We start from the raw sequence: 18271 nt of genomic DNA, 5'->3' as shown, positions 1-18271 counted from the left end.
TTATGGTAGAAGAACAATTATCTTTATCAGGCGTAGAAGAAATTGCGCCTAAAATTGAAACACCGAAAATTGAAAAAAGAACGGTAAAAGAACGTCGTCAGCAAGTGCTTACAGTATTGATACATATGCTTCATTCTGAACGTGGAATGGAAAGAATGACAACCGCTCGTCTAGCAAAAGAAGTTGGTGTGTCGGAAGCTGCGTTATATCGTTATTTTCCAAGTAAAACAAAAATGTTTGAAGCACTAATTGAACATATTGAAAGTACTTTGCTGAGCCGAATTACAGCGTCAATGCGTAACGAAACTCAAACAATGAATCGCATTCACGACATTTTACAAACAATTTTGGATTTTGCTCGAAAAAATCCCGGCTTAACACGTGTTCTAACAGGTCACGCGTTAATGTTTGAAGAAGCGCAATTACAAGCACGTGTGGCACAATTTTTCGATCGTCTTGAGATGCAGTTTGTCAATATTTTGCAAATGCGTAAATTACGTGAAGGGCGTGCTTTCAACGTGGATGAACGTATAATTGCCTCACATTTAGTGACACTCTGCGAAGGACAATTTATGCGCTATGTTCGTACAAATTTCCGTCTGAATTCAAGTCAGTCTTTTGAACAACAATGGCGTTTTATCGAGCCACTTTTTGCCTAATTGACTTTACCGAGTAAATATATGATTATTCCTTGGCAAGAACTAGAAGCAGAAACATTAGATAATATCGTAGAAAGCGTGATTTTACGCGAAGGAACCGATTACGGTATAGAAGAACTTTCACTCAACCAGAAAAAACAACTTTTACTGACTCAAATTCGCAATGGAATTGCGTTGATTGTATGGTCTGAATTACATGAATCCATTGACATCAAAAATAAAACGGAATTTTTGAAACAGGAATGTAAGGAGCAAGAATGTCAAATGAATTAACCGAAATTGATGAAGTTGTAACCTCCTCTCAAGAAGAGGCAACTCAACGAGATCCCGTTTTAGATTGGTTTCTTACTCACTGCCATTTGCATAAATATCCTGCAAAATCAACTTTAATTCATGCTGGGGAAGATGCGACCACGCTGTATTATGTAATTAAAGGTTCTGTAATGGTATCTTCAAAAGATGATGAAGGCAAAGAGATGATCCTCACTTACTTAGGTGCAGGACAATTTTTTGGCGAAGCGGGATTATTTGATGAAGGTTCAAAACGATCAGCTTGGGTAAAAACAAAAACAACATGTGAAATTGCTGAAATTTCCTATAAGAAATATCGCCAGTTGATTCAGGCAAACCCTGAAATCTTAATGTTTCTCACTGCACAATTGGCAAGACGTTTGCAAAATACATCACGTCAAGTCACGAATTTGGCATTTTTAGACGTCGCAGGTCGCATCGCTCAAACTTTAATGAACTTAGCTAAACAGCCTGAAGCAATGACGCATCCTGATGGTATGCAAATCAAAATTACACGCCAAGAAATAGGGCAAATGGTGGGGTGTTCACGAGAAACTGTGGGGCGCATTATTAAGATGTTGGAGGATCAGAATCTTATCCACGCTCATGGAAAAACAATCGTTGTATATGGCGCAAGATAATTTTTCATCATAATTTATTCAAAATAAAACCATCCGAAATTAATTTGGGTGGTTTTTGTTTAATTGGAAATAATATTCAAAACATTAATTGACAATTAATATAAAGGATTTTATCATTGCCCCACTTCTTACGGATATTGTAGGAAGACAGGATTGGTCTCCTGATATAGTGGCTTTAAAGGTTTAAACCTTATTGCATAGTTTTATGCTGCAAAAGCTAGAACACCGAGATGCATTTTTTTATCTATGGTGGGCTGGGTAGAAATCCCGCAGGGATGCGTGCAGTAAGCCACTTGCTGTTAAGACCAATTCTGCTTAGTTCCACCACCCTTCTTTCAAATTCCCTAGCCTTTTCTAGCTTACCTTAATTAATCTTTTTTCTTTCTAGTAAAACTAATACTTCATAGTGAGATGTTTGCGGAAACATATCAAAAAGTTGAATTTTCAATGGCTTATAACAAGTTAGATGCTGTAAATCTTTACCCATTGTCATGGCATTACAGCTGGAATACAAGATAAAGTGCGGTTGAATTTGGTTGAGAAATTCACTTAATTCCTTTCCAATTCCACGACGTGGCGGATTTACAATCACAAGATCTGGCTTATTTTCATTTTTATTTTCAATCACGCTTGCTGCATCTAGAGATTGGAAATTTACATGTTCTAAACCTAATATTTTCGCAGAATTACTGGCTGCCAAAATAGCAGAGGAAGAAATTTCAATTCCTGTTAATTTAATGGGTTTTCCCCATTTTTCCTGCAACGCTTTAGCACAATGTAAGCCAAATCCCCCTACGCCACAAAATAAATCCCACAGGTTATAAATAGGGAATTCAGCTACCCATTGTTGAGCGGTTGCATATAAACCTGCAGCCACTTTAGGGTTAGTTTGAAAGAAGCCTTGTGGACGAATAAAGAGTGGAATACCGTTAAAATTTTCAGGCAAAAATTGTTGTTCTGTCAGAAAAATTTCTTGTTCGCCCTCTAAAATAGCCGCGTGCTGTGGTTGTAAATTAATACTAATCACTTCTAAGTGCGGTAATTTTTTCAATAATTTGGGCAATTCTCGACGAATTAATGGCAATTTATTTTCTGTACGTAACACAAAACGCAACATCAATTTTTCCGTCGCAATACTTTCTGTCAGCAAAATATATTTAAGCTCGCCTTTTTGTTTAGCAATGTTATAAGGTACTAAACCTGCACGACCAATAAAATCTTTGAGAATTGAAAAAATTGCTGAAAAATGTGTAGGATAAAGAGGACAATCACACAAATCAATCGCACTTTGTGGATCATTAGGATTTTTTAAAATGCCAAGTATCGGGCGTTCAACACTACCACTCACAACCATTTTAGCTTTATTACGAAAGCCTTGTTCATTAGATTGAAAAGGAGCTACCCATTGAGCTTCATCGTAATTAATAGAAATCAGTTGCTGCTTTAAATGATATTGTTTTTCAGTTAGCTGCTGACTATAAGGTATTTCAAGCCATTGGCAAGAACGACATTCATTTTGTTGATAGTATCGACAATCAATCATTTTTTTGCTGCCTGAATGTCTAACCAACGATGTTGAATATCAGCTAATTTTTGATAATTAAGTTTCCAACGTTGATCTGAAATTAAGTCGTTCCAACTAATCACTCTACGTTTGAATAAACTTTGTAAGCGAGCTTGACGAGCCATAAAGTGCGGTTGATTTTTAGCCAGTTTTAGGTTATCCACCACTTGAATTACGCCCTCACGTTCATTACACAGTAATAAAAGATCGCAACCTGCATTGAGTGCTTTTTTACTACGCTCTACAAAATTCCCCATTACTCCCGCGCCTTTCATTCCTAGATCATCGGAAAAAATTGTACCTTGGAAATTTAATTTCTTGCGTAAAATTTCTTTCAACCAATATTTTGAACCACTTGCAGGCTGACTATCACATTGCGAATAAATCACGTGAGCAGGCATAATCGCATCGAGTTTATTTTGTGAAATCAACTGTTGGAAAGGTTGGAGATCGCCACTAAAAATTTCGTCTTTTGTACGATCATCATAAGGTGTTTCTAAGTGAGAATCGGCTAATACATGACCATGACCGGGAAAATGTTTACCTGTAGATGCCATACCTGCTTGATGCATACCATCAATAAAAGCGGTGGCTAAATTTACCGCACTTTTTACATCAGATGAAAAACTGCGATCACCAATCGCTCGACATTCATGCCCCAAATCCAACACAGGAGCAAAACTCAAGTCAATATCCAAGGCAATCATTTCTGCTGCCATTTGCCAACCTGCTTCTTTAGCAAAACTCACTTGTTCAGTTGCTGACAGTGTTTCTTGAAAAGCCTGCATTGAAGGCAACATTGTAAATCCATCACGGAAACGTTGAACTCGTCCACCTTCTTGATCCACCGTAATTAATAAAGGCTTTTTCACTCGTTGGCGAACAGAACGAATTAATTCTTGAATTTGTTCTCTGTTTTCAAAATTTCGAGTAAATAAAATTAATCCTGCAACAAGAGGGTGAGAAAGTAACTCAACTTCCTCTTGTTCCAACTCTTTTCCGTTTAAATCAATTAACAACGAGCTCATAAATTATTTTAAATAAAGGCGATAATTTTTACTTTCTACAGTAGGTTTAGTTAAATCAATTGATTTTTGCTCTTGTGGTTTTAGCAAAAATTGAGCGGAATAGCTTTCTTGCTGATTTTCCCAAATTTGGGTTACCCCTAAATGATCGTACCAATACAAATGGTAACTTATATTCAAAAGTTGCTGACTTTTATTTTTTATAACCGCTGATTTTTGAGTCGTTTCAACTTGAATCAAAGGCGAAAGAGACGACGTAATATTCAAAATCGGCTTTGTTGAATAAGTTAAGTTTTGTTCTGAACTTGAACAAGCCACGAGCATAAAGCTCGCTAAAATTAGAAAATATTTTTTCATTATTTCGCTAACATTCTACCTAAAGGTTCTCCACCAACTAAATGCATATGTAAATGGAATACTTCTTGCCCACCATGTTTATTACAATTCACAATTAGGCGGTAACCATCTTCCGCAACACCTTCTTCTTTAGCGAGTTTAGCTGCTACGCTAAATAATCGACCTAGCGCTACTTCATCTTGCTCCGTCACATCATTCACTGTTGGGATTACTTTATTTGGAATAATCAAAATATGTGTTTTAGCTTGAGGGGAAATATCACGAAATGCAGTGACTAATTCATCTTGATAGACGATATTTGCCGGAATTTCTTTACGGATAATTTTACTAAAAATTGTTTCTTCTGCCATTGTTTGCTCCCTATAAAAAAGTGCGGCGAATTAATCTGTCCATAATTGTTGCTTATTTAGTCTAACTTTTAAGGACAGAGCAAATCAATCGCACTTTTTGTTTTACAATGAATTTAATTATGCAAAGTGTCGAACTTCTCCATTGCCCACTACATTTTCTACACAACGTGCACAAAGTGTTGGATGTTCTGGGCTTACCCCAATTTTGTCAGAATAATGCCAGCAACGAGGGCATTTTTCTGCGTTAGAACGTGTTACGCTTACTGCAATACCCTCTAATTCGCTGTCCGCTAAATCAGCAGGTTTTTCCGATAAAGATTTTACATCTACTTTTGAGGTAATTAATACAAAACGTAATTCATTGCCTAATTGTGCTAATAATGCACGATATTCGTCATTAGCATAAACGGTCACTTCTGCTTCTAAACCGCCGCCTATTTCTTTATTGTTACGAGAAATTTCTAATACACGGTTTACTTCTGAACGAACTTTAATCAGTTGTTGCCAGTAAGCATCATCTAATTTTTCATCCTCGCCTAAACCAAATAAGCCTTGATAGAATTCTTCAGTAAATACGAATTCCGCACGAGCACTTTCAGTTTGTGGCAAGTGTTGCCAAATTTCATCGGCAGTGAAAGATAAGATCGGTGCCATCCAACGAACTAATGCTTCAGCAATATGCCATAACGCAGTTTGGCAACTACGACGCGCAAGGCTGTCTGCTTTGGTTGTATATTGACGGTCTTTGATAATATCTAAATAGAATGACCCCATTTCTACCGAACAGAAACGCATTAAACGTTGTACCACAGTGTGGAATTGATAGTTATCGTATGCATCTTTAATTTCATTTTGTGCATCTAATGCACAAGCTACCGCCCAACGATCTAGGCTAATCATTTCTTCTGGTTTGACTAAATCACGTTTTGGATCAAAACCATTCAAGTTTGCTAATAAGAAGCGCGCGGTGTTACGAATACGACGATAGCTATCCGCTGCACGTTTTAAGATCTCATCAGAAACGGTCATTTCACCCGTATAATCAGTAGAAGCAACCCATAAACGTAAAATGTCGCCACCGAATTTATCCATTACTTCTTGTGGTGTCACGATGTTACCGATAGATTTTGACATCTTACGGCCTTGACCATCCACAGTGAAACCGTGAGTTAATACTTGCTTGTATGGTGCTTTGCTGTCTGTTGCAGTAGAAAGCATTAAAGAAGACATAAACCAGCCACGGTGTTGGTCGGAACCTTCCAAATACATATCAATATTTTGACCATTAAATTCTGGGCGATTTGCAACAACAGAAGAATAGGTTGATCCTGAGTCGAACCATACGTCAAGGGTATCTGGCACTTTGCGATAGGTTTCTGCGTCCGCACCTAATAATTCTTTTTCGTCTAAATCCCACCACGCTTGAATACCCGCTCTTTCTACACGTTTCGCCACTTCTTCAAGTAGATCCAAGGTACGCGGATGAAGTTCTTCGGTTTCTTTATGCACGAACAAGGTCATCGGCACACCCCAAGTACGTTGGCGTGAAATACACCAGTCTGGGCGGTTTTCAACCATTTTCTCGATACGTGCTTGACCCCAATCTGGAATCCAGCGAACTTGTTTGATTTCGCCTAATGCTTGTTGGCGTAAACCTTGCGTTTCCATGCCGATAAACCATTGCGGTGTTGCACGGAAAATAATTGGCGTTTTGTGACGCCAGCAGTGTGGATAGCTGTGTTTGATTTTTTCAACTTTTAATAAGTTACCTACTTCTTGTAATTTTTCTATCACAAGTGGATTTGCTTCAAATACGCCTTTGCCTGCAAAGAATTCGGTCGTTGAAATAAATTTACCATCATTCGATACAAGACCCGCCATTGGTAAATCATATTGTTTACCCACGATAAAGTCGTCTAAACCGTGATCAGGTGCGGTATGTACTAAACCCGTACCGCCATCAGTGGTTACGTGATCGCCTAAAATCACTGGCACAGTAAAATCATAGAATGGATGATGGAAACGGCTTAATTCAAGATCAGCACCTTTTACAGAACCCAGAATTTCAATGTGCTCAATACCCACCGCTTTTGCCACTGACTCAACTAATTCAGCAGCTAAAATTACACGCTCATCGCCAAGTTGGACTAAGTTGTATTCTAAGTCTGCATTCACCGCAATCGCACGGTTAGATGGCATCGTCCAAGGTGTGGTAGTCCAAATGATGGCTGATAATTTACCTTGTCCTCTACCTTGTGCAGAAAATTTAGCTTCAATTTCATCCGCACTTTCCGCAGGGAAACGAACGTAAATTGACGGAGAAACTTTGTCTTCATATTCCACTTCTGCTTCTGCTAAAGAAGAACCGCAATCCAAACACCAGTGAACTGGTTTTGAGCCTTTATACAAATGACCATTTTCAATCACTTTACCTAAAGTGCGGATAATATTCGCTTCGGTATCGAAATTCATCGTGAGATATGGATTATCCCAATCGCCCAACACACCTAAACGGATAAAGTCTTTCTTTTGACCCTCGACCTGTTCCGCCGCGTATTCACGACATTTTTGACGAAATTCTGCCGCAGAAATTTTCTCGTTTGGTTTACCCACTAAACCTTCTACTTTTAATTCAATTGGCAAGCCGTGGCAGTCCCAACCCGGGATATAAGGCGAATCAAAACCTAACGCCGTTTTGGATTTAATAATAATATCTTTCAGAATCTTGTTTACAGCGTGACCAATATGAATGTTACCATTCGCATACGGAGGACCATCGTGCAGAATAAAAGATTTTTTGCCTTTACTCGCTTCACGAATTTTTTGGTAAAGATTTTTCTCGTACCAATTTTTCAACATATCAGGTTCGCGCTTAGCTAAATCACCGCGCATTGGAAAGCTGGTTTCTGGTAGGTTAAGAGTGTTTTTGTAATCGACTGTCATTTTATTTTCCAATTTTTACATTTTAAAATTAACTGTTAAGAAACGCTTTCGCAGTTTCTACATCTTTCTCAATTTGCACTTTCAAATCATCAAAAGAGGGGAATTTAATCTCGTTTCTAATCTTGTGGCAGAATTCCACTTCCACCATTTGGCCATAAATATTCTGAGAAAAATCAAATAAATGGACTTCTAATAATTGCATTAATCCATTTATAGTTGGGCGTTTTCCCATGTTTGCCACGCCGTTAAAAATCTCCCCCGATTTTAACCGCACTTTTACGGCATAAACGCCTTTGATTGGATTTACTTGTCTATGCAAACGAATATTTGCCGTTGGAAATCCTATTGTTCTGCCTAATTTATTCCCATGAATCACACGCCCGAAAATACGATAAGGTTTACCGAGTAAATTTTCTGCAAGTTGTAAGTCATCATTCGCTAACGCTTCGCGAATTGCAGTGCTACTAATTCGCTGTGCATCTAGACAAAAACTACGGTTATCTTCAACAATAAAACCAAAACGCTTACTAGCTGCTTGCAACATGGCAAAATTACCTTGGCGTTTTGAGCCGAATTTGAAATCATCGCCAATGCTTAAAAATTTCACATGTAGATGATTAACAAGCGTTTGTTCAATAAAAACATCGGCTGGTTGCTCGGCAAAAGTGCGGTCAAATTTCGCCACAATTACGACATCAACCTTAGCCTTTTCGAGATAATAAATTTTGTCACGCAAACGCATTAAACGGGCTGGTGCATTTTTCCCCATAAAATATTCACGTGGCTGTGATTCAAATAACAATACCGCCATGGGTAAATTTAATTCGTCAGCTTTTTGACGCAAATGGCGAAGGACGGTTTGATGCCCTAAATGCACGCCATCAAAGTTGCCGATCGTTAGCGCACAACCTTGTAAAACACGATTTGCATTATGAAGCCCACGAATTAATTGCATGTCCTTATCCATGAAAATAAGAGAATTTCGGCATTATAGCGAGAAGTTAGTTTTTTGTCAGCAAATGGTGCTTGCGAACGCCTAATAAAATCAACGTTGCACCATAAACTATTGCGGCTAAGACAATCAACCAAACAAGCCAATAAACACGCATAAAGAAATCCATTTTTGCCCATTGGTTGATTTCAGGCACGTAATACCAAACTGCTGCCCCCATTGCGATTGCCGCCAATAAAACTTTGACAAAAAAGACCGCACTTTTACGTGAAAAATGGTACACATCCGCTTTGGCTAAGCCGCGATAGAGCAAATAGGCGTTAAGAGTTGCGGACATTGCTGAAGCAATAGCTAAACCCACATAACTGAAAGGAATTGCCAATAGGTTAAAGCCCATATTACTCACCATGGCAATAATGCCGATTTTTACTGGGGTTTTGGTATCTTGGCGAGCGTAATAGCCATTGGCGAGGATTTTAATCAACATAAAGCTAAGCAAACCAGCATTAAACGCCCATAAAGAATAAGAGGCGGCATAAACATCATTTAGCATAAAATTTCCACGCATAAAGAGCGTAAGTAACATTGGCTGAGCCAATACAGCAATACCAATGGCAGCAGGAACGCCAAGTAATAAAATCATTCGCACGCCCCAATCCATTGTATTACGAAAATCAACCGCACTTTTAGCTGAATCGCCTTCACGATTAACGTGGTGGCGAGCAAGCGTTGGTAAAATTACGGTAGAAATCGCAATGCCAAATAAACCGAGAGGAAATTCCAATAAGCGGTCGGAATAATACAACCAGCTAATAGAGCCCGTCATTAAGAAGCTCGCAATCACTGTATCCAGCAAAAGATTAATTTGACTTACCGATACACCAAATAACGCAGGGATCATTAATTTACGAATTTTGGTTACGCCTTCATCTCGCCAAGCCCATTTGGGTTTCACCAGCAAACCTGCTTGTTTCATAAATGGAATTTGGAATAAGAACTGTAATAATCCGCCAAGAAAAATCCCGATAGCCAACGCAAGATCTGGGCTATCCATTTGTGGCGCAAGGAAAAGTGCGGTGGCAATCATCGCTATATTTAATAACACGGGTGAAAAGGACATCACGCCGAATTTTCCAATCGTGTTAAGTACAGCGCCAGAAAATGCCACAAAAGTAACAAACCATAAATAAGGAAAAGTTATTTTAAGAAGAAGAGAGGCTTGTTCAAATTTATGTGCATCAGGGCCATCATTCATCCAATCGGTAAACCAGCCCATCCCAAATAAAGCGGCAACGACAGGCGAACCAACCATTGCGAGGATCGTAACAATACTCACCAATCCCCCAAGGGTACCAGAAACTTTTCCAATAAATTCACGGGTTTTATTAATATCACCAGATTGTTGATATTCTGCGAGAACAGGGACAAAAGCCTGTGAAAAAGCCCCTTCAGCAAATAAACGGCGAAGAAAATTTGGGATACGATTAGCAAATAAAAAGACGTCCGCTGCGGCGCCAGCCCCAATGAGATGAGCGATAACTACATCGCGCACAAGACCTAACACTCTTGATAATAAAGTCATAGAACTAACAACAATGCTAGATTTTAAAAGTCGTTTACTCAAAATATTCTTCTCAAGCCTAAAATTTTTGCCTAATTGTATAGAAATTTTGTTTTTACGCTATATTCCGTGAAAAAAAACTGATAAAATCCGCCACACATCGTTTGTGTGAGCCCATATTGAAAGAGCTTGTAAAAATAACGATACTTACTTTCGGTTGTGTCTCACCGAAATCAACACAAATTTTCCATTGACAAAAGTATAAAAAATCGGCATATTGACGCCCTTTATTTTGTCTATCAATCAACAGAAATTTTAGGAGTTTGACCTTGGCTAATATCAAGTCAGCAAAAAAACGCGCGGTTCAATCTGAAAAACGTCGCCAACACAACGCAAGCCAACGCTCTATGATGCGTACTTATATCAAAAAAGTATATGCTCAAGTAGCAGCAGGCGAAAAATCAGCAGCTGAAGCAGCATTCGTTGAAATGCAAAAAGTTGTAGACCGTATGGCTTCTAAAGGCTTAATCCACGCTAACAAAGCAGCAAACCACAAATCTAAATTAGCTGCACAAATCAAAAAATTAGCGTAATTTTTAGCTAGAAAGAATGAAAAAATAAAACCGCACTTTAAAGTGCGGTTTTTTATTGCATCGAATGTTAGACTAAAGTAACAACATCGATCCCCATTTGATAATATCAAAGAAGAATTTATTTTGATTGGTTGCAATGCCATCAGAATTTTTTGGTGTGCCATCTTCATTTTTTTGCACTTCCACCATGCCATTTTTATATTGACCTTTCACGACAGCCAAATCATCGCGCGCTTCGTTACGCAACTTCAAACAAGACTGTTTAGTTAAGGGTTCAACATTGCTCACTCTGGTACGGAATTTTTTAAACTGATAGCTTGCATAATGCATTGATTTTTCATCGGCTTGGATAATCTTCACATATTGTTCGCCAATAATTTTTTCCAACGGATAGAAAAAGACATATTGTGAGTGAATATAGCTATCTTCTTTTGAAAAATGCTGTTGCAAAATTCGAGTTAAATTTGGGTAAACGCATTGTTCTACTTGCTTACTTGCAATCGCCCATTGTTTTGCATGTTGATCAGACAGTTGATAATCAGCTCCAGCAAATTCTGCTGGAATTGCGGATTGTTGGCTATCAAACATTGAGCAGCCAGACAGCAATGCTGCCATACCTAAGGTTGCAATTAATTTCACATTTGATCCTTATAAAAGTGAGAATGTGCAAAATTCTAGCAATATCTTCACAACAGATAAAGCAGCAAATGAATTTAGTTTTCCTGATCTGAAAAACTTCCGCTATAATGACCGCACTTTTTTACGTTAATTAAAAGGAATTCTTATGCAAAATCCAAAAGATGATGTGTTATATGCGCCTGTTGAATGGGTCGATCACAGTGAAGGCTATAGCGATATTCGCTATCATAAATCCACTGATGGTATTGCAAAAATTACCATTAACCGCCCTGAAGTTCGTAATGCGTTCCGCCCACAAACAGTGAAAGAAATGATCACTGCATTTTCCGATGCACGTTTCGATGAAAACATTGGTGTCATTGTATTAACTGGCGAAGGCGAAAAAGCATTCTGTTCTGGTGGTGACCAAAAAGTGCGTGGCGATTACGGTGGTTACAAAGATGATAGCGGCGTACATCACTTAAATGTATTAGATTTCCAACGCGATATTCGTTCTTGTCCAAAACCAGTTGTAGCAATGGTGGCTGGTTATGCAATTGGTGGTGGTCATGTATTACATATGCTTTGCGACTTAACCATTGCTGCTGAAAATGCCATTTTCGGGCAAACTGGGCCAAAAGTTGGTTCATTCGATGGCGGTTGGGGCGCAAGCTATATGGCTCGTTTAGTGGGGCAGAAAAAAGCGCGTGAAATTTGGTTCTTATGCCGTCAATATAATGCACAAGAAGCATTAGACATGGGCTTAGTGAATACGGTTGTGCCTTACGCTGATCTTGAAAAAGAAACCGTACGCTGGTGTCGTGAAATGTTACGCAATAGCCCAATTGCGATCCGTTGTTTGAAAGCGGCATTAAATGCGGATTGTGATGGCCAAGCAGGTCTTCAAGAATTAGCGGGTAACGCAACAATGTTGTTCTACATGACTGAAGAAGGTCAAGAAGGCCGCAATGCGTTTAACGAAAAACGCGCCCCAGACTTCAGCAAATTCAGACGTAACCCTTAATTTATCGTTCTAAAGTGCGGTTAAAAATCTTCATGAATTTTGACCGCACTTTTGTATTGAGAGCAAGCATGGCTGAAAAATCATTTAATCTTTACCGTTATTCAATCCCCGTTGATAGCCAACTTATTCTGCGTGATCGTTTTTTAAAACGCCGTGAAGGCTTAATCGTAAGAGTGAGTTGCAGCCGAGACGGTTGGGGAGAAATCGCTCCGCTACCTGGTTTTAGCGAAGAAACCTTAGACCAAGCTCAAAAACAAGCAATTGAATGGCTAACGACATGGTGCTATGCAAGCTGTGACGCACCTCGCGTACCATTAGATGGTACCTATCCCTCCGTTGCTTTTGGTATCAGTTGCGCAATGGATGAAATGAAAGGTTATTTACAAGCTGTAGGCAATTACCATACAGTACCACTTTGTTATGGCGATCCAGATGAACTGTACGCCAAACTTGCGAGCATAGAAGGCGAAAAAGTAGCAAAGATGAAAGTGGGCATATACGAAGCCAATCGTGATGGATTAATTGCCGATATGTTTTTAGAAGCGATTCCTGATTTACAATTACGACTGGATGCAAACCGCCATTGGTCGTTAGAAAAAGCCTTACAATTTGCCGCTAAAGTCAAACCGCAACATAGAAAACGTATTCAATTTTTAGAAGAACCTTGTAAAACACAAGCACTCAGCCGTGAATTTGCAGCTCAAACCGATATTGCAATTGCATGGGATGAATCCGTGCGAGAGCCTAATTTTTGTCTAGAAAAAGAACCGCACTTATCGGCTGTCGTCATCAAACCCACTTTAATTGGTTCAATTCAACGTTGTGCTGAACTCATTAACCAAGCACATTCGTTAGGCCTAAAAGCGGTTATAAGTTCAAGTATCGAAAGCAGTTTAGGGCTCTCTCAGCTCGCGCGAATTGCACAACAATACACCCCGAATGTGACTCCAGGCTTAGATACTTTAGATTTGATGGAATATCAAGTACTACGCGCTTGGCCTAGTTCTGATTTACCTATTGTTGATTTAGAATCTGAATTTATCACTAAAATTATCTGATTCGACCACCCAAAATCGAAAAACCAGTATAATGCGCCACACAAAAAGGATTAAAAATGTCGCAAACACACAGAATTTTGCTGTTAAATGGCCCGAACTTAAATATGTTAGGGGCTCGCGAGCCAAAACATTATGGCAGTATTTCTCTTGAATCCATTGAAGAGAAAATACAAACTTTAGCCACTCAACACAATGTAAAAGTGGAATGTTTTCAAGCTAATAGTGAAGAAAAATTAATTAATAAGATCCACGAAAGTTTTCAACAAGTCGATTTTATTTTAATTAATCCTGCGGCTTACACCCATACTAGTGTAGCATTGCGCGATGCACTTTTAGCTGTCTCAATTCCTTTTGTAGAGATTCATTTATCTAACGTGCATAAACGTGAACCATTTCGTCATCATTCTTATTTTAGCGATGTGGCTGAAGGCGTTATTTGCGGTTTGGGCGCGAAAGGTTACGAGTTTGCCTTTTTATTTGCTATGGATTACCTTGCTAAAAAATAAGAAAATCGAGTATTTTTGGCGAAATTCACAGAATTTTATCGCAAATTTGAAAAAATTAAGGTAATCTTTGCAACACAAAAGTAAGTTTATTCATAACCGCACTTTTTCCTTTAAAAGTGCGGTTAAAATTTCAATCTTTTTAGGAAGAACGTATGGACATTCGTAAAATCAAAAAATTAATCGAATTAGTAGAAGAATCGGGCATTACTGAATTAGAAGTGCAAGAAGAAGAGGGTACAGTACGTATTAGCCGTGCTGCACCAGTAATTGCTCCAGCAGCCGTTCAATATGCTGCAGCACCAGTAGTAGCACCGACTCCTGCAGCTGCACCAGCTCAAGCACCAGCAGTAGCGACAACCGCACCAGCCGCATCGGATGAGTTATCAGGCCATCTTGTACGTTCACCAATGGTGGGAACGTTCTATCGCAGTCCAAGCCCAGAAGCAAAAGCATTTGTTGAAGTGGGGCAATCAGTGAAAGTTGGCGATGCGCTTTGTATCGTTGAAGCAATGAAAATGATGAACCGCATTGAAGCGGACAAAGCTGGCATTGTAAAAGCTATTCTTATCAACGACGGTAACGCCGTTGAATTTGACGAACCATTAATCGTTATTGAATAATTTCCAATATTTTTGTCGGGCGGACTTTAGTCCGCCTATTTCATATACAAACAATTAGAGCGAATTTATCGTAGGCGATATAAATTGAAATCTGTTCACGCCAAATTTTATAGGGAGAACAAATATTTCAAGAGCCTACATAAAAATTCACGTCTATCTGACTAAACGGACTCTTTTATGTTAGAAAAAGTTGTGATTGCTAACCGCGGTGAAATTGCACTACGCATTTTACGTGCTTGTAAAGAATTAGGTATTAAAACTGTGGCGGTTCACTCCACTGCTGATCGTGATTTAAAACACGTTTTACTCGCTGATGAAACCGTTTGTATCGGTCCAGCACCTTCCGCAAAAAGTTATTTAAATATTCCAGCTATCATTGCTGCCGCCGAAGTAACAGGTGCGGATGCAATTCATCCTGGATACGGTTTCTTATCTGAAAACGCTGACTTTGCTGAACAAGTTGAACGTTCAGGTTTCACTTTCATCGGCCCAACAGCAGATGTTATTCGTTTAATGGGCGATAAAGTTTCAGCTATTAAAGCGATGAAAAAAGCAGGCGTGCCTTGTGTACCAGGTTCGGATGGCCCTGTAAGTAATGATATTGCTAAAAATAAAGAAATCGCCAAACGTATTGGTTATCCAATCATCATCAAAGCATCAGGCGGCGGCGGTGGCCGAGGAATGCGTGTTGTTCGTAGCGAAGACGCATTAGAAGAATCTATTGCGATGACCAAAGCAGAAGCGAAAGCGGCATTCAATAATGATATGGTTTATATGGAAAAATACTTAGAAAATCCACGTCACGTGGAAATTCAAGTATTAGCAGATACCCATGGAAATGCGGTTTATTTGGCTGAACGTGACTGCTCAATGCAGCGTCGTCACCAAAAAGTTGTGGAAGAAGCACCAGCTCCAGGTATTACAGAAGAAGTTCGCCGCGATATTGGCTCTCGCTGTGCAAATGCTTGTGTAGAAATCGGCTATCGCGGAGCGGGAACCTTTGAATTCTTATATGAAAATGGCGAATTCTACTTTATTGAAATGAATACCCGTATCCAAGTAGAACACCCAGTAACAGAAATGATCACAGGTGTAGATTTAGTGAAAGAGCAATTGCGTATTGCAGCAGGCTTGCCAATTTCCTTTAAGCAAGAGGACATTAAAGTTAAAGGTCACGCAATGGAATGCCGTATTAACGCAGAAGATCCCAAAACATTCTTACCGTCTCCGGGCAAAGTAAATCACTTACATTCGCCTGGCGGTTTGGGCGTTCGTTGGGATTCTCATGTTTATGGCGGCTATACTGTGCCTCCACATTACGACTCGATGATCGCAAAACTTATCACTTACGGCGATACACGTGAAGTGGCAATCCGTCGTATGCAAAATGCCTTATCTGAAACAATTATTGATGGTATCAAAACCAATATCCCACTTCATGAATTAATTCTTGAAGATGAAAATTTCCAAAAAGGTGGAACAAATATCCATTATTTGGAGAAAAAATTAGGTATGAATGAATAATTAAACGTTAATGGCTAACAAAGGTTAGCCATTTTTTATATATTCCGATATTTATTTAATGATAATAAAAACTAAAACGAGCAAAACATTTTGAATTATTCAAAAAAGTTGTAAGATTAGCAAACACAAGGGACGTATGAAATATATGCCCCTTATACCATTCAAAAAATATACTTTCACTTATAAAAAATTTAAGGAAGAAACATGACATTAAAACAACGTTATCAACAAGCGGCCAAGGAAGCCAGTTGGGCATTGAGCCTATCTATTTTATATGTGATAGGTTGGTGCTTATGTGCTTATTTGCCTAAAGAAACTCAAGGGCCGATTGGTTTCCCCCTCTGGTTCGAACTCTCTTGTATTTATTTGCCTATTCTGTTTATTGTAATTGGTCATTGGATTATCAAAATTATTTTTCAGGATATTTCTCTTGAAATTAACGATCAGGAGAGTCAGAAATGAATTTAGGTATTATTCTTCCTTTAATTATTTATCTCACTTTTGTTTTTGGTGCGGCAATTTTTGCCTATGTAAAACGTACAAAAGGCGATTTTTTAACAGAATATTATGTGGGAAATCGTTCGATGACTGGTTTTGTGCTCGCAATGACAACTGCATCAACTTATGCCAGTGCAAGTTCTTTTGTCGGAGGACCAGGAGCTGCTTATAAATACGGATTAGGTTGGGTATTACTTGCGATGATTCAAGTGCCAGTCGTATGGCTTGCATTAGGTGCATTAGGTAAAAAATTCGCGCTATTATCAAGAGAAACCAATGCTTTAACTATTAATGATCTTTTCTTTTATCGCTATAAAAACAAATATTTAGTTTGGCTATCAAGCCTTGCTCTTCTTCTCGCATTTTTTGCGGCTATGACCGTGCAATTTATTGGTGGTGCGCGTTTATTAGAAACAACCATCGGCATTTCTTATACTCAAGCATTACTCTTATTTGCTTTAACGGTAGGTATCTATACTTTTATCGGGGGCTTCCGTGCCGTCGTACTGACGGATACCATTCAAGGTACCGTCATGATTTTTGGGACTATAATTCTCCTTATTGGCACGATTTATGCCCTCGGTGGTGTAGAAAGTGCGGTTAATAAATTAACTGAAATTGATCCTGACTTAGTCACGCCTTACGGGCCAAATGGAATGTTAGATTTCCAATTTATGGCTTCTTTCTGGATACTTGTCTGTTTCGGGGTAGTTGGTCTTCCACATACCGCAGTTCGATGTATGGCATTTAAAGACAGTAAAGCCTTGCATCGCGGTATGCTGATTGGAACCATTGTACTTTCAATTATTATGTTGGGTATGCACTTGGCTGGTGCGCTTGGCAGAGCGGTTATTCCAAATTTAACGGTATCAGATCAAGTAATTCCAACATTAATGATAAAAGTATTGCCGCCTATTGTTGAGGGGATTTTCTTAGCTGCACCGATGTCTGCGATTATGTCCACAATTGATGCACAACTTATTCAATCTTCTTCTATTTTTGTCAAAGATTTATACCTTTCTGCGAAACCAGAAGCCGCAAAAAATGAGAAAAAAGTGAGCTATTTTTCATCAATTATTACGCTGATTTTGACCGCACTTTTAATCTTTGCCGCACTCAATCCACCAGATATGATTATTTGGTTAAACCTATTCGCCTTTGGCGGACTGGAAGCCGCATTTTTATGGGTGATTGTGCTGGGTATTTACTGGGATAAAGCAAATGCTTATGGTGCGTTAAGCTCAATGATTATCGGCTTAGGAAGCTATATCTTGCTCACTCAACTTGGCATAAAATTATTTAACTTCCATCAAATCGTGCCATCATTAGTATTTGGATTAATTGCCTTTTTAGTGGGTAATAAATTGGGCGAACGTCGTATTGAAAAAACTCAATTAAAAGTTACCGCACTTTAAGTATTAATCAATATGCTGTCACCTTCTTCTAAATGAGAGGAAGGTGATATTTAATTTTCTCACTTTCAGCAA

General features: G+C 38.8%; 19 protein-coding genes. 11 read left to right on the top strand and 8 right to left on the bottom strand.

All coding sequences use genetic code 11. The annotated features are described in order from the left end of the window. The first annotated feature begins 2 nt into the window (after positions 1–2). From slmA to crp, 3 genes are read left to right on the top strand one after another with little or no spacing between them, the layout of a single operon-like run. Positions 3–659, top strand: coding sequence for a nucleoid occlusion factor SlmA (slmA, locus tag DQN49_RS00195; protein ID WP_005648000.1), 657 nt, complete (start codon positions 3–5; stop codon positions 657–659). A gap of 21 nt (positions 660–680) precedes the next feature. Next, a complete protein-coding gene (locus DQN49_RS00190; protein WP_005647999.1) occupies positions 681–932 on the top strand; it encodes a YheU family protein in 252 nt (83 codons plus the stop codon). Beyond that, positions 917–1591, top strand: coding sequence for a cAMP-activated global transcriptional regulator CRP (crp, locus tag DQN49_RS00185; protein WP_005647998.1), 675 nt, complete (start codon positions 917–919; stop codon positions 1589–1591). The genes DQN49_RS00190 and crp overlap by 16 nt, the downstream gene beginning before the upstream one ends. 364 nt (positions 1592–1955) lie before the next feature. Here crp and rlmC read toward each other — a convergent pair whose 3' ends face one another. The 7 genes from rlmC to murJ all read right to left on the bottom strand — a co-directional run bounded on the left by rlmC (position 1956) and on the right by murJ (position 10406). Next, positions 1956–3134: a 23S rRNA (uracil(747)-C(5))-methyltransferase RlmC gene (gene rlmC, locus DQN49_RS00180; RefSeq protein ID WP_006995611.1), complete on the bottom strand. Its 1179-nt coding sequence runs from the start codon at positions 3132–3134 to the stop codon at positions 1956–1958. Next, a complete protein-coding gene (gene nagZ / locus DQN49_RS00175; protein ID WP_006995612.1) occupies positions 3131–4183 on the bottom strand; it encodes a beta-N-acetylhexosaminidase in 1053 nt (350 codons plus the stop codon). Before nagZ ends, rlmC begins: the two co-directional genes overlap by 4 nt. Before the next feature lie 3 nt (positions 4184–4186). Next, positions 4187–4537 carry a YcfL family protein gene (locus DQN49_RS00170; RefSeq protein WP_005647993.1) on the bottom strand — a complete coding sequence of 117 codons (351 nt, stop codon included), beginning with the start codon at positions 4535–4537 and terminating at the stop codon, positions 4187–4189. Next, positions 4537–4887 (bottom strand): purine nucleoside phosphoramidase, encoded by a 351-nt coding sequence (hinT, locus tag DQN49_RS00165; protein ID WP_005627389.1) that lies wholly within the window; start codon positions 4885–4887, stop codon positions 4537–4539. Before hinT ends, DQN49_RS00170 begins: the two co-directional genes overlap by 1 nt. A 117-nt stretch (positions 4888–5004) precedes the next feature. Then, positions 5005–7830, bottom strand: a complete 2826-nt coding sequence (gene ileS / locus DQN49_RS00160; RefSeq protein WP_006995613.1) for an isoleucine--tRNA ligase — start codon at positions 7828–7830, stop codon at positions 5005–5007. A 28-nt stretch (positions 7831–7858) separates the two neighbouring features. Next, entirely contained in the window at positions 7859–8785 is a 927-nt protein-coding gene (gene ribF / locus DQN49_RS00155) for a bifunctional riboflavin kinase/FAD synthetase (RefSeq protein WP_013527269.1), read from the bottom strand. A 46-nt stretch (positions 8786–8831) separates the two neighbouring features. Then, entirely contained in the window at positions 8832–10406 is a 1575-nt protein-coding gene (murJ, locus tag DQN49_RS00150) for a murein biosynthesis integral membrane protein MurJ (RefSeq protein WP_032826265.1), read from the bottom strand. A gap of 266 nt (positions 10407–10672) precedes the next feature. On the opposite strand from murJ, the gene rpsT reads away from it, so the two are divergent. Further along, positions 10673–10936 carry a 30S ribosomal protein S20 gene (rpsT, locus tag DQN49_RS00145; RefSeq protein WP_005651580.1) on the top strand — a complete coding sequence of 88 codons (264 nt, stop codon included), beginning with the start codon at positions 10673–10675 and terminating at the stop codon, positions 10934–10936. 72 nt (positions 10937–11008) lie between these two features. On the opposite strand, the gene DQN49_RS00140 is transcribed toward rpsT, so the two are convergent. Continuing rightward, on the bottom strand, positions 11009–11575 hold the full coding sequence (locus DQN49_RS00140) for a DUF5358 domain-containing protein (RefSeq protein ID WP_006995617.1): 567 nt from the start codon (positions 11573–11575) through the stop codon (positions 11009–11011). 145 nt (positions 11576–11720) lie between these two features. Here DQN49_RS00140 and menB point away from each other — a divergent pair, with 145 nt between their 5' ends. From menB to panF, 7 genes are all read left to right on the top strand, one after another. Continuing rightward, a complete protein-coding gene (gene menB, locus DQN49_RS00130; protein ID WP_005630980.1) occupies positions 11721–12578 on the top strand; it encodes a 1,4-dihydroxy-2-naphthoyl-CoA synthase in 858 nt (285 codons plus the stop codon). A 68-nt stretch (positions 12579–12646) separates the two neighbouring features. Continuing rightward, positions 12647–13636: an o-succinylbenzoate synthase gene (gene menC, locus DQN49_RS00125; protein ID WP_013527267.1), complete on the top strand. Its 990-nt coding sequence runs from the start codon at positions 12647–12649 to the stop codon at positions 13634–13636. Between the two features lie 56 nt (positions 13637–13692). Next, a complete protein-coding gene (gene aroQ, locus DQN49_RS00120) occupies positions 13693–14142 on the top strand; it encodes a type II 3-dehydroquinate dehydratase (protein WP_005655954.1) in 450 nt (149 codons plus the stop codon). Positions 14143–14294: 152 nt separating this feature from the next. Beyond that, on the top strand, positions 14295–14762 hold the full coding sequence (gene accB / locus DQN49_RS00115) for an acetyl-CoA carboxylase biotin carboxyl carrier protein (protein WP_006995619.1): 468 nt from the start codon (positions 14295–14297) through the stop codon (positions 14760–14762). A gap of 177 nt (positions 14763–14939) precedes the next feature. Then, complete coding sequence (gene accC / locus DQN49_RS00110) at positions 14940–16286, top strand: acetyl-CoA carboxylase biotin carboxylase subunit (RefSeq protein ID WP_005664198.1); 1347 nt, start codon at positions 14940–14942, stop codon at positions 16284–16286. Between the two features lie 204 nt (positions 16287–16490). After that, positions 16491–16748, top strand: coding sequence for a YhdT family protein (locus DQN49_RS00105; protein WP_006995620.1), 258 nt, complete (start codon positions 16491–16493; stop codon positions 16746–16748). Next, complete coding sequence (gene panF / locus DQN49_RS00100) at positions 16745–18199, top strand: sodium/pantothenate symporter (protein WP_006995621.1); 1455 nt, start codon at positions 16745–16747, stop codon at positions 18197–18199. Before DQN49_RS00105 ends, panF begins: the two co-directional genes overlap by 4 nt. Positions 18200–18271: the final 72 nt, after the last annotated feature.

This window comes from Haemophilus aegyptius (genome assembly GCF_900475885.1).
Lineage (GTDB): Bacteria > Pseudomonadota > Gammaproteobacteria > Enterobacterales > Pasteurellaceae > Haemophilus > Haemophilus influenzae.
Note: the sequence above shows the minus strand (reverse complement) of the source record. Positions and strands in the feature narration are given on the sequence as shown.

Coding starts and splice junctions, on each gene's coding strand:
- slmA (WP_005648000.1), top strand. CDS start 3: ATGGTAGAAGAACAATTATCTTTATCAGGCGTAGAAGAAATTGCGCCT.
- DQN49_RS00105 (WP_006995620.1), top strand. CDS start 16,491: ATGACATTAAAACAACGTTATCAACAAGCGGCCAAGGAAGCCAGTTGG.
- aroQ (WP_005655954.1), top strand. CDS start 13,693: ATGTCGCAAACACACAGAATTTTGCTGTTAAATGGCCCGAACTTAAAT.
- ileS (WP_006995613.1), bottom strand. CDS start 7,830: ATGACAGTCGATTACAAAAACACTCTTAACCTACCAGAAACCAGCTTT.
- DQN49_RS00170 (WP_005647993.1), bottom strand. CDS start 4,537: ATGAAAAAATATTTTCTAATTTTAGCGAGCTTTATGCTCGTGGCTTGT.
- ribF (WP_013527269.1), bottom strand. CDS start 8,785: ATGCAATTAATTCGTGGGCTTCATAATGCAAATCGTGTTTTACAAGGT.
- rlmC (WP_006995611.1), bottom strand. CDS start 3,134: ATGATTGATTGTCGATACTATCAACAAAATGAATGTCGTTCTTGCCAA.
- nagZ (WP_006995612.1), bottom strand. CDS start 4,183: ATGAGCTCGTTGTTAATTGATTTAAACGGAAAAGAGTTGGAACAAGAG.
- hinT (WP_005627389.1), bottom strand. CDS start 4,887: ATGGCAGAAGAAACAATTTTTAGTAAAATTATCCGTAAAGAAATTCCG.
- menC (WP_013527267.1), top strand. CDS start 12,647: ATGGCTGAAAAATCATTTAATCTTTACCGTTATTCAATCCCCGTTGAT.
- panF (WP_006995621.1), top strand. CDS start 16,745: ATGAATTTAGGTATTATTCTTCCTTTAATTATTTATCTCACTTTTGTT.
- DQN49_RS00190 (WP_005647999.1), top strand. CDS start 681: ATGATTATTCCTTGGCAAGAACTAGAAGCAGAAACATTAGATAATATC.
- accC (WP_005664198.1), top strand. CDS start 14,940: ATGTTAGAAAAAGTTGTGATTGCTAACCGCGGTGAAATTGCACTACGC.
- accB (WP_006995619.1), top strand. CDS start 14,295: ATGGACATTCGTAAAATCAAAAAATTAATCGAATTAGTAGAAGAATCG.
- crp (WP_005647998.1), top strand. CDS start 917: ATGTCAAATGAATTAACCGAAATTGATGAAGTTGTAACCTCCTCTCAA.
- menB (WP_005630980.1), top strand. CDS start 11,721: ATGCAAAATCCAAAAGATGATGTGTTATATGCGCCTGTTGAATGGGTC.